13 protein-coding genes are annotated in these 12,654 nt (G+C 45.8%); 2 read left to right on the top strand and 11 right to left on the bottom strand.

Translation table 11 applies throughout. The features are described 5' to 3' along the window. Positions 1 to 319: 319 nt before the first annotated feature. The 5 genes from EYQ95_RS00550 to EYQ95_RS00530 form a co-directional block, all read right to left on the bottom strand. Positions 320 to 856 (bottom strand): hypothetical protein, encoded by a 537-nt coding sequence (locus EYQ95_RS00550; protein ID WP_111914717.1) that lies wholly within the window; start codon positions 854 to 856, stop codon positions 320 to 322. Between the two features lie 102 nt (positions 857 to 958). Next, positions 959 to 1,192, bottom strand: coding sequence for a hypothetical protein (locus tag EYQ95_RS00545; RefSeq protein ID WP_111914718.1), 234 nt, complete (start codon positions 1,190 to 1,192; stop codon positions 959 to 961). 126 nt (positions 1,193 to 1,318) lie between these two features. After that, positions 1,319 to 2,302 carry a hypothetical protein gene (locus EYQ95_RS00540; RefSeq protein ID WP_111914719.1) on the bottom strand — a complete coding sequence of 328 codons (984 nt, stop codon included), beginning with the start codon at positions 2,300 to 2,302 and terminating at the stop codon, positions 1,319 to 1,321. A gap of 107 nt (positions 2,303 to 2,409) precedes the next feature. Continuing rightward, complete coding sequence (locus EYQ95_RS00535) at positions 2,410 to 3,168, bottom strand: hypothetical protein (RefSeq protein WP_111914720.1); 759 nt, start codon at positions 3,166 to 3,168, stop codon at positions 2,410 to 2,412. Positions 3,169 to 3,267: 99 nt separating this feature from the next. Continuing rightward, positions 3,268 to 3,543 carry a hypothetical protein gene (locus EYQ95_RS00530; protein ID WP_111914721.1) on the bottom strand — a complete coding sequence of 92 codons (276 nt, stop codon included), beginning with the start codon at positions 3,541 to 3,543 and terminating at the stop codon, positions 3,268 to 3,270. Positions 3,544 to 3,998: 455 nt separating this feature from the next. On the opposite strand from EYQ95_RS00530, the gene EYQ95_RS00525 reads away from it, so the two are divergent. Next, on the top strand, positions 3,999 to 4,736 hold the full coding sequence (locus EYQ95_RS00525; protein WP_207916184.1) for a MipA/OmpV family protein: 738 nt from the start codon (positions 3,999 to 4,001) through the stop codon (positions 4,734 to 4,736). Between the two features lie 64 nt (positions 4,737 to 4,800). Here the strand turns inward: EYQ95_RS00525 and rraB are convergent, their stop codons facing one another. Both rraB and EYQ95_RS00515 read right to left on the bottom strand, forming a co-directional pair. After that, positions 4,801 to 5,169, bottom strand: coding sequence for a ribonuclease E inhibitor RraB (gene rraB, locus EYQ95_RS00520; protein ID WP_111914723.1), 369 nt, complete (start codon positions 5,167 to 5,169; stop codon positions 4,801 to 4,803). 1 nt (position 5,170) lies between these two features. Beyond that, positions 5,171 to 5,902 (bottom strand): 1-acylglycerol-3-phosphate O-acyltransferase, encoded by a 732-nt coding sequence (locus tag EYQ95_RS00515; protein ID WP_111914724.1) that lies wholly within the window; start codon positions 5,900 to 5,902, stop codon positions 5,171 to 5,173. A gap of 143 nt (positions 5,903 to 6,045) precedes the next feature. On the opposite strand from EYQ95_RS00515, the gene EYQ95_RS00510 reads away from it, so the two are divergent. Then, positions 6,046 to 7,152 carry an HD-GYP domain-containing protein gene (locus tag EYQ95_RS00510; RefSeq protein WP_111914725.1) on the top strand — a complete coding sequence of 369 codons (1,107 nt, stop codon included), beginning with the start codon at positions 6,046 to 6,048 and terminating at the stop codon, positions 7,150 to 7,152. Between the two features lie 72 nt (positions 7,153 to 7,224). On the opposite strand, the gene parC is transcribed toward EYQ95_RS00510, so the two are convergent. From parC to EYQ95_RS00490, 4 genes are read right to left on the bottom strand one after another with little or no spacing between them, the layout of a single operon-like run. After that, positions 7,225 to 9,507, bottom strand: coding sequence for a DNA topoisomerase IV subunit A (parC, locus tag EYQ95_RS00505; RefSeq protein ID WP_111914726.1), 2,283 nt, complete (start codon positions 9,505 to 9,507; stop codon positions 7,225 to 7,227). Positions 9,508 to 9,533: 26 nt separating this feature from the next. Continuing rightward, complete coding sequence (parE, locus tag EYQ95_RS00500; RefSeq protein WP_111914727.1) at positions 9,534 to 11,420, bottom strand: DNA topoisomerase IV subunit B; 1,887 nt, start codon at positions 11,418 to 11,420, stop codon at positions 9,534 to 9,536. A 36-nt stretch (positions 11,421 to 11,456) separates the two neighbouring features. After that, a complete protein-coding gene (locus EYQ95_RS00495; protein ID WP_111914728.1) occupies positions 11,457 to 11,921 on the bottom strand; it encodes a DUF1249 domain-containing protein in 465 nt (154 codons plus the stop codon). A gap of 5 nt (positions 11,922 to 11,926) precedes the next feature. Beyond that, positions 11,927 to 12,595 carry an NUDIX domain-containing protein gene (locus EYQ95_RS00490; RefSeq protein WP_111914729.1) on the bottom strand — a complete coding sequence of 223 codons (669 nt, stop codon included), beginning with the start codon at positions 12,593 to 12,595 and terminating at the stop codon, positions 11,927 to 11,929. Between the last annotated feature and the right edge of the window lie 59 nt (positions 12,596 to 12,654).

Below are 12,654 nucleotides of genomic sequence, written 5' to 3'. Positions count from 1 at the left end.
AGGTATCAGATCACGTATCAACAACTAACCGACGAGCCTCGTGAGAATCTGTCACAGAGACGCCGTAAACCCATCCATGGGGGCTTCTCTTCGACATCCCTGTCTCAGAGACTCTGTGACAGAAACCTCACAAGTCTCTGATATCGGTTAGTTGCCGCATCAAAGTTACTCGCAACAAAATCAAAGTCACGGCATTAGAAAGGCACATCGAGTGCCTTTCTAATGCTTGGCTGCTAGGAATCTATTTAGATCGTACGGACCGCTGTGCGGTCTCCAAACGGATGTCAGAACTAATAGTGTTAATTACTACTTTGCTTTCCTAATTACGATTTCGCTCAATAGCTCGGTTTCTTGACTCTTCAAGCGAGGGAACTCTCCACTCAGCCCGTTGCTCATCGGTCACGGCCCCTTCTTGAACCTCATGCAAACGCCACTCACCTTGGTCATTCGTACTAAATTGCGTTCCGTACCATTGAGGTTGTTCAAAATACATTAATAAGCGATCCCAGGAAGCTGCTTGCATCCACTTGGCTCTCTCATAACCCAGCTGCGCAGAAATAGTAGCAAAGAAATGTGCCAGTCGAATGTGCTCAACGCTCTCGCTATGCTGCATAATCACCGCTGCATAAAAATAATCTAAACCTGTTTTTATCTCGCCTTTTGCAAGCATCGAGAACACTTCAGCGCGATTCGCTTCATCTAACGCATCAATTTCATCCCAACCCACATCTAGGTCACGACGAGCATTTTGATCTGCTTCAAACAGTTGCTGTAATTCAGTGTTGTGTTCAGCAGCAGTCACCGGCGTTAAGATGAAAACAGTAAACAGTAAAAATGCTAGCAATCTGAAAATCATTTAAACCACCATAGAATTGCGGAAAGTTGAGTTCTTAACCTCGCATTAAAGGCGCGAGGAACGGGCGTCCGGCGACCGCAGGGAGCGAATTTAATGACATGGTTAACCATCTTCCCGCTCGCAGCTCTGGTGTAACTTTCGAGCTGCTATGTAGGTTGCGAAAAAGAGGCCTCCAAAAACGGAAACATCAATAAAAAGCTTTGTTGCGCTTAAGGGCTCTGCAAATAAATTGTAATCAAATTCAGAGAAATGAAAGATCAACCTTGAACCTATATAGGCCACTATAAACGGGACGATGAACAGCGTCCACGATGTGCCATTGTCTTCTTTACTCATATCTCTCCCTATCCCTTATCGTCGCTTTTAACATTGGCTAACACCTCAATAACCGGCCGCGTTGTGGCGAAGCCATGCTTTTAGCGGCCCGGCGCCAAAGGCGCGCAGTTGATTGGTTTGTTATATTCATTTCATAAAACTTGGCACGTTAGTTGGTTGTATATCGAATATGTGGTGCACAATACCTGCGCGCATATTTTCCTCAATCCCTTTCCTATACTCACTAATATTGGATATAGCCTTGTCGTCACGCAGATAACTGCGCCAATGTATGCCTCCATCTTCTCGGCTGTGAAAAGAAAGAATCCTCGTTAGAGCCATATGGGCAAATAGACCTGAGGATTCTTTACAGGTATTGTGCAAGGTCACATGTGTTTCTGTGTGTGTTTCCTCTTCCGTAAGGTCCCATGAAAAAAACACTTGCTGTGCAATTGATGAAAGGTCCCGAATCTTCTCATTATTCCCATTTGTGAAGTAGACATCGTCAATAAGCATGTGCCAACTTTCATTTCGCCCTTCTTTTGTCTCAACCACATCGACTAGTTTTTCTTTCTTAGCGCTGATATGGACTCCAGCATTTATACTAAGTGAGTATGAAAAATCTCCCGCTAAAGAGCTTAGTAAGTTATTACACATTGCGTCATTAAAGCTGAGATTGTAGTTTTTTGTGGCCTTCTGGAATTCATCAATAGAAACGAGGCACCAAATACCCCAGCGCTTCCAGGCAATGAGCAGTGGTAAATTTAGAAGATTGCCATAAGCCCTTAGTTTTGAGTAATAATCTGGTTTAAAAGACATTACATTTTTTTTGCAGTACTTGACCTCTATAAGCACTGTCGCTTCACTTCCATCGGTTCGAGCGAAGCTCGCGAGAAGGTCTGGCACTTGATAATTTTCGCCTGAACCTTTGGGGTATTGTTGCTGGTCAAGTTTATGCACTAATTGGCACTTTCCGAGCCAGCCGCAGATGATTGAAAACTCATCTTCGAGTGGAATGCCAATATTTAGCCGCTTTACTCTATCAGCAAGACTTTTTGCATCGGCAGACCAGCCTAACTGCTCGAGGGACTCGTGAATAAGCCTTTCTAAGTCTTGTGGTTGCTCGCTCACCTAGATTCCTTCCAGAGAATATAACACCATCAACACGCGCAGCTTTGTAGTGAAGGCGAAGCCTTCTAACGAATGCGCTGTCGCCGTGCATGGCCCTATTATGCATTTTAGCAATTAAATACATGCCACCGACCACCCATGTACCTGACTCCCTTACCATTCAAAGTTATCCATACCCCTGTTATTGGCTCAGGTAATTTTGGTGGAATATTCAGAACCGGCATCTCACTAATAAAATAAGACTCAACGCTCCAAGGTGCGCCGCCAAGAACAATCGGAATAAAGGCATGCTTTTCTTTTGCGCTAGAGTTTCGAAGTTTCTTTACGACATCAGCTTTATCATCGCTGCTTAAAAACTCGCACACCCAAGCGACTAAATCATCACCAACTTGACTGACTGGGCCGCCTCCTCCATCCATGGTCAAATGAACATTACTACTTCCCGCTGCTCGATACATATACAAGGAAGTTATTCCCAAACCATCTAAGGCATTGAATAATTCAGCGTTAAAGTGCCTCAGCTGCCAATCAACAGGTGTATATTCTGTAAGACCTAAATCTTCACATTGCTCTATAATATTGGCAGCACTTTGATTAAGCGATTTAATGTTTGCAGAACGCTTAATAGAGACAATCCAATCCCCTTCTGAGTTAACCTTAATCGGGCCTCTTGCTGGGCCAATATTCCATGTTTCAGTTGCGACAGGATCTACAGCGCCGACACATTCAATTGCGTATTCAGGAGCTTTCTCTGATCCTATCCTAAGATCATACATTCCAGATGCGGAACCATCATCATGGATTTCAACTACCTTGCCCAGCTCTTTTGCAACGATTTGCTTAGCCCAATCCTCGACAGTGCTCAATGTTCTTTGCTTCCTAATGCATAACGACGCGAACAGCGACGAGCGAAGCGAGTCGGCCGACGCAGACGGCTAACTGCTGCGCTTTATTATGAAGAGCAACTATTTGCATTTGTAAAATGACCTACCACCAATCTTTTTAAAGTCGACCTTTTCTTTGTCTTGTAAATAGCGAGCTAACGTTGCAAATAACCACCCAGTTTCGTTATCTATTTTGTTCCCTTGAGGGTAAGCAGATTTTTTTAGCTGCAGTTGGTCTTTGATATAGGTTGCTGGAACCCATCCCTCATTAAAACCACTTTGAGACTCTTTAATGAAGGAAGCCATTTCGCTGGCCATTTCATCAAAGAGCGCATGAATGATTTCTTTATGACTCATGGCTTCCTCTAGTTTCATAACATTTGAATACTAAGCATGCTCATTTTGCACCCTAGCCGTATATTTGTAACTACCGCTAAAAAGCAGCGACGACAGAACTTTATCAAGTAAGCTGTATCGTGATATACCCTGCATGAACACTTTCGCGATAACGACATGCACAATATCAAACGCAAAATTCGCAACAATTCCTTTACATTAAACTACATAAATGAAATAAACAACGGCAAACGGTGCATCTCGCAGAGTCAGAGTACGCGCTGAATAATCCACCTAACCAAAAAACCATTTCCCCAAACCAGCCGTAATACCGAGGTAACGCAAATCAACATTGCACAAAGTACAAAATTACCTCAGAGGTTCACATGAAAAAGTTAATTGGTTTAGCGGCCTTAGTATCTATCAATGCTATGGCTGTTCAGCAGGCACATGCTCAAGAGAGCGATACGGTATTGGTGCCTTTACCTTCACAGCAGGACTTTAGCCGTGGTGAGGACGGTTGGAGTTTTGGTTTGGGTCTTGGTGTTGAATACGAGACGGCTTACGAGGGTTCGGACGAGTTTGGTCTCGAGATTGAGCCGGCTGGTGGTTTGCAGTGGCGCAATGGCGACGACATTTTCTTCTTCTTTGGTGAAGCGATTGGTTGGCGTGGTCTTCGTGCGGACAACTGGTTGCTTGAAGCTGTTTTAGGTTTCGAGGAAGGTCGAAGAGAAAGTGATTCTGATGAGGGTTGGCTGAATGGTTTGGGTAACCAAGACGAAGGCACTGAACTTGTACTTTCGGCGCGTCGTTCTTTTGATGCCAACTGGCGCTACTGGCTTGTAGGTCGTTTGGTCGCGAGCGACGAAGGTAACTTGGGGTTATTTGGGATTGGCCGTCGTTTTGGTGAGCAAACAGATGGTTCTGGCTCTGAAGTGAATGTGGTGTTGTCGTTCCACGACAGCGACTATGCGAATAAGAGCTTTGGTATTACCGCTGCGCAGTCGCTTGCTTCGGGTTACAACGAAACTAACTTAAGTAGTGGCCTTCGTTCTATTGGTATTGATTACAACTACCGCTACTACGTGAACGACAACTGGCAGATTTACGGTGAAGCTTTATACGAGTACTTCAGTAGCGACGTTCGCGAAAGCCCGATTGCGCGTAGCGACTATGAAGCTGAGGTAGGTGTTGGGTTTATTTACCACTTCTAGCTTTCTTTCAACTAAAAAGGGGTCAGGTGATTTAATCACCTGACCCCTTTTTATTATTCTTGCCCTATTCGTCTTCGTCTAACTCTTCGTCTTCGCCCAAATAAGTACCCCAACCGTCGTACTCTACACCTGCTTTAGAGGTTATTTCGTATACGGCTTTGGTTTGCTCTTCTAGCTTTGCGTGACTAAGTTCAGACTCGATTACGGCGGCGAAGTAATACCAGACTTTGCCGTCTTCGTTTTCAAACTCTTCAGCGTCGTCGACTTGAAAACCAGCTTTCACCAGATCAACCGCAGCTTTTTCTAGCTTGTCGAAGTTAGGGCTTACTACGTGGTGCTCAATGTCATAAATCTCTGCCGGATCAAGGCCGTCTTCGACCATTGCGTCTATGGTTTCGCGCCCTTCTTCTAGCAAGTCTTCCAAGCTATTCATATTAAGCTCCTGTTTCTGGTTTGTGAGCTTCGTTGTCGATACGCTCAATGGTAAGGCGCATCTTCTCATAAACAGTGGCCATCAGCTCACGAATATTTTCTCTTTTAAAGCCAATGGTATCGACCGGAGGCAGCATTTCAATAATCACCTTACCGTTTTTCCAGCGGTTCAGTTTAATTTGGTTATGCGTTGTCGACATACACACCGGCACAATTGGAACTTGTGCGCCCGTAGCCGAATGAAATGCGCCAGTTTTAAAAGGCAACAAGCCACGACCGTAGCTTCTTGTTCCTTCTGGGAATAACCAAATAGAAAGGTTCTTGTCTTTTAGCGCCGAAACCGTTTTGGCAATAGTGCCATGAGCCTTACTGCTGTTTTTACGGTCGATAAGAATATTACCTGCCAGCCAATATAGCTGACCGAAAAATGGGATCCATTTTAAGCTTTTCTTACCTACGCTTACCGTTCCAGGCAGTAAAGAGCGGCTTAGCGTGAAAATATCGTAAGAGTTTTGGTGATTGGCGACAAACACGAATGGGCCACCATTTTTAACCGCTTCTGGCACTCGAATTTCGAGTTTTACGCCTAACAACTTGTGCAAGGAGCCAAATATATTAGCCCACAAGCTAGTATTGTTGCGGTGGAAGGGTCTTAGTAGGCAAAACAAGCTACCAAACACACCTGCGAAAATAAAAAAAAGTCCGAGGATAAAAATTCTAATTGCTGCTAACATCAAATGACTAAAGTTAATTAATTTGAAGCCGTATTATACCCATTACGCATGACAAAAACTTTGCTTTTAGACAAGGTACAGGTGTGACCAGTCCAATGCACCTTTTTACCTACCTAAAACCACAGCTAAGATAGGAAATTCGTATGGCCCGATTCCAAGTTTCTGACATCGAACCTGAAGTATTTGCCGACCTTCTCGACGAGCTCCAAGAGCTTTACGAAGGCTGTGAACGCAATTTAATTGAATTGGAGCACAAACCCAATGACACGGAATTACTGAAGTCATTGTTTCGTGCTGTGCATACCATTAAAGGCGACTTGGGCCTATTAAGTATTTCTCCACTGATTCAATTTTTAGGTCACTTAGAAGACGGTTTAAGCCTTCTGCGCGACGGCAAGCTCACCTTTACTCCAGTGCTCAGCGACTTGTTGTTGCTTAGTCTAGAAAAAGTAAACGCATTCATCAAAGAATGTCACGAAACCGGCGAGTTCCAATACGACGAAAAGCAACTGCACCGAGTCGAGCACTTGCTGTCTAAAATCAACAAAAATAACCCTGAGCAGCATGAACCCATCATTAGAACGGCACTGCTCACCCTAGAGCCTACGTTAGTGCTTACTGACGGTTCACAGGCAGACGAACCACAAGTAACGCCGCCAGACGAGAGCCGCCCAGAGGACGACTTAGCATTCTTCAAGCAGTTAATTGAACCCGTAGAAGCCCGGTCGCGCTATTGGCGTGGACGTAGTGTTCGTCAATTAAAGCTGGCATTACTCATTAACCGTTATGCCGGTTCCGCCGTAGACGAGCGCCAACTCACTTGCGGGTGTTACGTACACGATTTTGGCATGGGTTTTATGCCGCTAGAAGTGCTGCACAAACAAGGCGAGTTGTCGTCTAAAGAAGTTCAGCTTATTCATACCCACGTGTATTGCTCGGCGAAGCTTTTAGAAAACATGAGCTACTGGCATGAAGCGAAAATGATGGTGCTACAACACCACGAGAAGTGCGACGGTAGCGGCTACCCACTGGGATTGAAAGACCATGAAATTTCCGACGGTGCGAAGATTCTAGCGATTGTAGATACGTTCGACGCAATGACCCATGAACGTGCAAGCCAAAGCCACATGCGCCGCCCTTATCAACGTGCGGTGGCAGAAATCAACCGCCTAGCAGGTACGCAACTTAGTCCTTATTGGGTAGCTGCATTCAACCAGGCTATGCAAGCTCTTCTTTCTCAAGAAAGTTAACGTCTCAATAAAGTTAAAGCCACAAAAAAAGCCAGTGCGGAAGCACTGGCTTTTTAGTTTATCGCAACAGGTTTAACTCTCTTGAGATTCTTCTTCCACTGGCTCAGCACTCGCTCCATGCTCAACTTCAAGTGCGTCAACACGCTGTAAGCCGCGTGGTAATTTACTACCTCTACGCCCTCTTTCACCAATGTAGTGCTCTAAGTCAGAGGCTTTCAGTGATAGCTTGCGCTTACCTGCAACAACCACAAGCGTTGCGTTTTCAGGTAATACTGTCATTGCGGTTACATACTCTTCACGCAGTTTCGCACGAGAAGAAGGAATGCTAATTAGCTTGTTCCCTTTACCTTTGGCAAGTTTAGGTAAGTCTTTAATTGGGAATACCAACATGCGGCCTTCGTTAGAAACCACAACAACGCGATCGGTCTCGTTATTGGTTAATGGTTTCGGCGTAAGCACTTTAGCCGAAGCTGGTAAGCTTAAAAGCGCCTTACCATTTTTCACTCGGCTTACCATGTCGCTGAACTGAGTTACAAAGCCATACCCTGCATCAGAGCCTATGAGCCACAAACCTTCTTCTTTGCCCATCAACACATGGTCTATACTTTCACCAGCAACAATTGAGAAACGCCCAGAGAGTGGGTCGCCCTGCGAACGCGCAGAAGGAAGCGTATGCGCCTCACAACTGTAACTTCGCCCTGAACTGTCCAGGAACACGGCTAGGTTATTACTACGACCCGTAGCTTGCGATAAGAAGGTATCACCCGACTTATACGACAAGTTCGCGCCGTCTACGTCGTGCCCTTTAGCACAACGCACCCAGCCCTTTTTCGAAAGCACTACAGTTACTGGCTCTGAAGGTGTGAGCTGTCTTTCAGAAAGTGCTTTAGCTTCGGTACGCTCGACCATAGGCGAGCGACGATCGTCGCCATACTTTTCAGCGTCTGCAAGCAGCTCTTTCTTCACTAGCGTTTTTAAGCGGCGTTCTGAACCGAGTATTTGCAATAAGCTATCACGCTCTTTGCTCAATTCGTCTTGCTCGCCTTTTAGCTTTTGTTCTTCTAACTTCGCCAAGTGGCGTAATTTCAATTCAAGAATAGCTTCGGCTTGTACGTCGGTAATACCAAAGCGCTTCATTAATTCTTGCTTCGGCTCGTCTTCGTAGCGAATAATCTCGATAACTTCGTCGATATTAAGAAACGCCACCAACAAACCTTCAAGAATATGAAGACGTTTCTCTACTTTGTCCAAACGGAACTGCAAACGCTTGGTCACCGTTTGAATTCTGAACTCATTCCACTCAGAAAGTACGTTCAGAATAGGTTTTACTTGAGGGCGACCGTCTAAGCCCAACATATTCAGGTTTACACGATAGCTTTTCTCAAGATCAGTGGTTGCAAACAAGTGCGCCATCAACTGCTCGGTGTCTACGCGATTTGAACGCGGTACAACCACCAAACGGGTCGGGTTTTCATGGTCAGACTCGTCACGTAAGTCTGAAACCATTGGCAATTTTTTCGCCTGCATTTGGCTTGCAATTTGTTCCAGAATACGTGCGCCTGACGCTTGGTGAGGTAAAGCGTCGATAACCACTTCACCGTCTTCCACCACATAACGGGCGCGCATTTTAATGCTGCCTTTGCCGCTTTCGTAAATCTTGGTGATGTCCGAACTTGAAGTAATAATTTCAGCGTCTGTCGGGTAATCTGGCCCTTTAATGAACTCCATGACATCTTCAAGCGTCGACTTCGGCTTATCCAATAGCAACGCACAAGCATTAGCTACTTCGCGTGCGTTGTGCGGAGGAATATCCGTTGCCATACCTACAGCAATACCGGTAACACCATTGAGTAAGATATGCGGTAACCGTGCAGGCAGTATTTTCGGCTCGTTCATGGTGCCATCGAAATTCGGCATCCAGTCCACTGTGCCTTGCCCAAGCTCGCTAAGCAGTACTTCACTGAATTTTGATAAACGGGCTTCGGTGTAACGCATTGCCGCGAAAGACTTCGGATCGTCTGGTGAACCCCAGTTCCCTTGCCCGTCTACTAATGGATAACGGTAAGAGAACGGCTGCGCCATAAGCACCATGGCTTCGTAACATGCCGAGTCACCGTGCGGGTGGAATTTACCCAATACGTCACCCACAGTACGCGCTGACTTTTTATGTTTTGATATGGCAGAGAGACCTAGCTCCGACATCGCATAAACAATACGACGTTGCACTGGCTTCAAACCGTCACCTATATGCGGCAATGCTCGGTCCATGATCACGTACATGGAGTAATTCAAATACGCGTCTTCGGTAAATTTATGCAGCGGGAGTTGTTCTGTCGCTTCTATGATTGAGCTCATGAATGAATTCCGTCTTTTATAATTCTTTATATAATTTCGACTAAGTTGCCTTTACGCTCTAACCATTCTTTACGGTCTGAAGAGCGCTTCTTCGCGAGCAGCATGTCCATTAATAAATCGGTTTCTTCGCTTTCGTCGACTGTTAGCTGAACAAGGCGACGAGTGTTCGGGTCCATGGTAGTTTCCCGTAACTGCAACGGGTTCATTTCACCCAAGCCTTTAAAGCGCTGAACACTTACCTTACCGCGGCGCTTTTCAGCTTCAATTCGGTCTAATATGCCCTGCTTCTCGCTTTCATCTAGCGCGTAAAACACTTCTTTACCTACGTCGATTCGGTAAAGCGGAGGCATGGCAACAAACACATGGCCGGCCTCAACAAGAGGGCGGAAGTGGCGCACAAATAAGGCACACAGCAAAGTAGCGATGTGTAGTCCGTCCGAGTCGGCGTCAGCTAAAATACACACTTTGCCATAGCGCAGCTTTGACAAATCTGTTGCTCCTGGGTCTACACCAAGCGCAACTGAAATATCGTGAATCTCTTGTGACGCCAATATTTGGTCAGACTCAACTTCCCACGTATTGAGTATTTTACCGCGAAGAGGCATAACCGCTTGAAACTCACGGTCGCGGGCTTGTTTCGTAGAACCGCCTGCCGAGTCACCCTCGACCAGGAAGAGTTCACTACGTTCAGAGTCTTGGCCAGCACAGTCAGCCAACTTACCCGGCAGCGCTGGGCCTTGCGTTACACGTTTACGAACCACTTTCTTAGCTGCCCGCATACGGCGTTGCGCATTAGATATGCATAGCTCAGCGATTTGTTCTGCTAAGTCGGTGTGCTCGTTTAACCACAAGCTGAATGCGTCTTTCACCACGCCGGAAACAAACGCAGACATTTGACGTGAAGACAAACGCTCTTTGGTTTGTCCAGAAAACTGCGGGTCTTCCATTTTGACTGAAAGAATAAAGCCGCAACGTTCCCACACATCTTCTGGTGTTAACTTAACGCCACGAGGAACAAGATTTCTAAACTCACAAAAGTCGCGGAGCGCTTCTAACAGGCCTTGGCGTAAACCATTCACATGCGTACCACCTTGCACGGTAGGAATCAGGTTTACATAACTTTCGGCAATGTGTTCGCCGCCTTCCGGTAACCAAGTTACCGCCCATTCTGCAGCTTCACCGGTCGACTTAAACTCGCCAACAAATGGTTCTTCTGGAAGTTGTTCCCAGCCTTGTAGGGCTTCTTTTAAATAATCTCTTAGACCGGCTTCGTAACACCAAGTGTCTTCAGTGCCATTAACCTTGTCTTTGAATTTGATACTCAAGCCTGGGCATAAAACAGCTTTTGCACGCAGCTGATAACGAAGTTTTGAAACAGAGAACTTAGGCGAGTCAAAATATTTGGCGTCTGGCCAAAAATGTACGCGTGTACCCGTGTTGCGCTTACCTACGGTGCCTGTTACTTCCAGTTCAGCAACCTTCTCACCGTTCTCAAATGCCATCTCATAAACTTGTGCGTCGCGTCGCACTGAAACTTCAACCCGCGTTGAAAGTGCGTTCACAACAGAAATACCTACCCCGTGCAAACCACCCGAGAATTGGTAATTTTTATTGGAAAACTTACCGCCGGCATGAAGCTTCGTCATGATCAATTCAACCCCAGGCATGCCTTCTTCTGGGTGAATGTCTACCGGCATACCTCGACCGTCATCGATCACTTCGAGCGACTGGTCTGGGTGAAGAATAACTTCGATAGATCGAGCATGGCCTGCCAAAGCTTCGTCGACACTGTTGTCGATAACTTCTTGGCCCAAGTGATTAGGTCGCGTGGTGTCGGTGTACATTCCGGGCCTGCGTTGCACAGGCTCTAAGCCACTCAGTACTTCAATCGAATCCGCTTTATAGTCTGCCATTTATTGTTCCATGCGCTTTACTAGCAAAAGTTGAACTTAATTATTTTTATTCTCGGGTAAAGGTTTCGAGCACCAATCGTAGTCTACTCTTCCCTCTTGCGTACATAGTGTCAGCCAATCTTTAAGAAATAATGCTAACTGACGTTTTTCGTCTTGCTCGTTGGCTCGTTTCGGTACGCTACCTTTACGAATTGAAGTTAGCGCACTTGCCCCTTGGCAATCAATAATCTCTGCCATTTTTGCGTCGTGGTACAAACGCACAATAAACTCTATAGGTAATATGTCTGGCACCGAGCGTCCAACAAAGCTTTGTTTTACCTCAATATCTGAAGTGTAAGTAGCTTCATAAACCACCTGAAGCGAAAATACTGAATGCTCACCTACATTTATTTTAAATTGGTTCGTTTTTGCAGGTAAAAGCTTGGACAGCACCGCATAGTTTCGCTCGCCAATGCTGTGTAGTTCTTTTAAGTCGGGTACATATCGTTTAATTAATGCCATAACCGCTATGATTCAATATCCCAGTCTTGTAATAGTTTTTCCCGATTTAACATTAACCACTGTATTCCAATTAACGTAGCCGCGTTGTCTAGAACACCCGCCTCTAATAGCTCAATCACTTCAGTACGCGGCACTTCTGTTACTTTTATATCTTCGTGTTCTTCTGCTAGACCACCAAAAGCGCTTGCCTGCGTGGCATCTACTTGTGCCACATAAATGCTAATGCGTTCTGTAAGTCCGCCGGGGCTGGAAAGATAGCTGGTTGCAAAATGTAAAGCCTTGGGCGTTAGCCCTGCTTCTTCCTGCATTTCTCTAAATGCGACATCTTCCTCGCTTTCACCTTCGTCAATCATACCTGCTACGAGTTCAACTAGCCACGGCGATATGCTGTAATTCGAATGTTGTCGAACAGGGGCTCCACCAGCCTGCACTGCACCGACTCTAAACTGGGTAAGCATCACAATGGTATCGCGCACCGGGTCGTAGGGTAAAACCACCACCGCGTGACCGCGGTCCATAATTTCGCGTGAAATAACGGGCGACCAGCCCCCCTCAAATAACCGATGTCTAAGTTCAGACTTTTTAACCCGATAAAAACCGTGATAGACCGTTTCGGTACTTATTATCTCTACATCCTCTTGCCCAAAAGGCACGAGAGATTTAATATTCGCCATAATACTGTACCTGCTAGTCAACTTAATATCGCAGCATATTAGCGATTAAAGACCCACGC

Source organism: Lysobacter sp. N42 (assembly GCF_004344885.1).
Note: the sequence above shows the minus strand (reverse complement) of the source record. Positions and strands in the feature narration are given on the sequence as shown.

Excerpts from the sequence above, each read along its gene's own strand:
- EYQ95_RS00515 (WP_111914724.1), bottom strand. The coding sequence starts at position 5,902 with ATGTTAGCAGCAATTAGAATTTTTATCCTCGGACTTTTTTTTATTTTC.
- EYQ95_RS00490 (WP_111914729.1), bottom strand. The coding sequence starts at position 12,595 with ATGGCGAATATTAAATCTCTCGTGCCTTTTGGGCAAGAGGATGTAGAG.
- rraB (WP_111914723.1), bottom strand. The coding sequence starts at position 5,169 with ATGAATAGCTTGGAAGACTTGCTAGAAGAAGGGCGCGAAACCATAGAC.
- EYQ95_RS00495 (WP_111914728.1), bottom strand. The coding sequence starts at position 11,921 with ATGGCATTAATTAAACGATATGTACCCGACTTAAAAGAACTACACAGC.
- EYQ95_RS00545 (WP_111914718.1), bottom strand. The coding sequence starts at position 1,192 with ATGAGTAAAGAAGACAATGGCACATCGTGGACGCTGTTCATCGTCCCG.
- EYQ95_RS00530 (WP_111914721.1), bottom strand. The coding sequence starts at position 3,543 with ATGAGTCATAAAGAAATCATTCATGCGCTCTTTGATGAAATGGCCAGC.
- EYQ95_RS00510 (WP_111914725.1), top strand. The coding sequence starts at position 6,046 with ATGGCCCGATTCCAAGTTTCTGACATCGAACCTGAAGTATTTGCCGAC.
- parC (WP_111914726.1), bottom strand. The coding sequence starts at position 9,507 with ATGAGCTCAATCATAGAAGCGACAGAACAACTCCCGCTGCATAAATTT.
- parE (WP_111914727.1), bottom strand. The coding sequence starts at position 11,420 with ATGGCAGACTATAAAGCGGATTCGATTGAAGTACTGAGTGGCTTAGAG.
- EYQ95_RS00550 (WP_111914717.1), bottom strand. The coding sequence starts at position 856 with ATGATTTTCAGATTGCTAGCATTTTTACTGTTTACTGTTTTCATCTTA.